The sequence below is a fragment of the Paraburkholderia ginsengiterrae genome (genome assembly GCF_001645125.1).
Taxonomy (GTDB): domain Bacteria; phylum Pseudomonadota; class Gammaproteobacteria; order Burkholderiales; family Burkholderiaceae; genus Paraburkholderia; species Paraburkholderia ginsengiterrae.
Map to the genome: position 1 here is coordinate 1 of NZ_LXKA01000207.1, position 470 is coordinate 470.

Annotated in this window: 1 protein-coding gene; it reads left to right on the forward strand. The window is 60.2% G+C overall.

From position 1 onward, the window contains the following. Nucleotides 1-20: 20 nt before the first annotated feature. Entirely contained in the window at nt 21-341 is a 321-nt protein-coding gene (locus tag A6V37_RS15495) for a hypothetical protein (RefSeq protein ID WP_208607871.1), read from the forward strand. Nucleotides 342-470: the final 129 nt, after the last annotated feature.

A 470-nucleotide genomic window follows, 5' to 3' on the forward strand; every position in this document is an offset into this window, starting at 1 on the left:
CCCAGTAGTGGGCGAAGTATGTGGATCCGGATTACCGCGCTCGAATCGCCTTTCACGACGACCCGGGTAGGGCGCGGGATGATCCCCGCGCCTTTGCCCGTGAAACCGGCATCGATATTGCCTGGGACGAAAGTCTGCGCGAAGCGGATTTCACCTTTGAAGCCGAAGAGGGCGTCAGGGCTGTGGTTATCAAACCTACGCTGACCGGATCGCTTGATAAAGTGCGTGAGCAAGTCGCTGCCGCCCATGCGTTGGGACTGACGGCGGTCATCAGCTCTTCGATCGAGTCCAGCCTCGGCCTGACGCAACTGGCGCGGATTTCCGCCTTGTTGACGCCGTGAACGCTGCCCGGACTGGATACCTTGCATCTTATGCAGTCGCAACAGGTTCGCCCCTGGCCCGGTAGCGCGTTGACTTTTCTGAAGCGTGCTGAGCTGGGACGACTGGTATGACATCCCCGGACTGGCCTT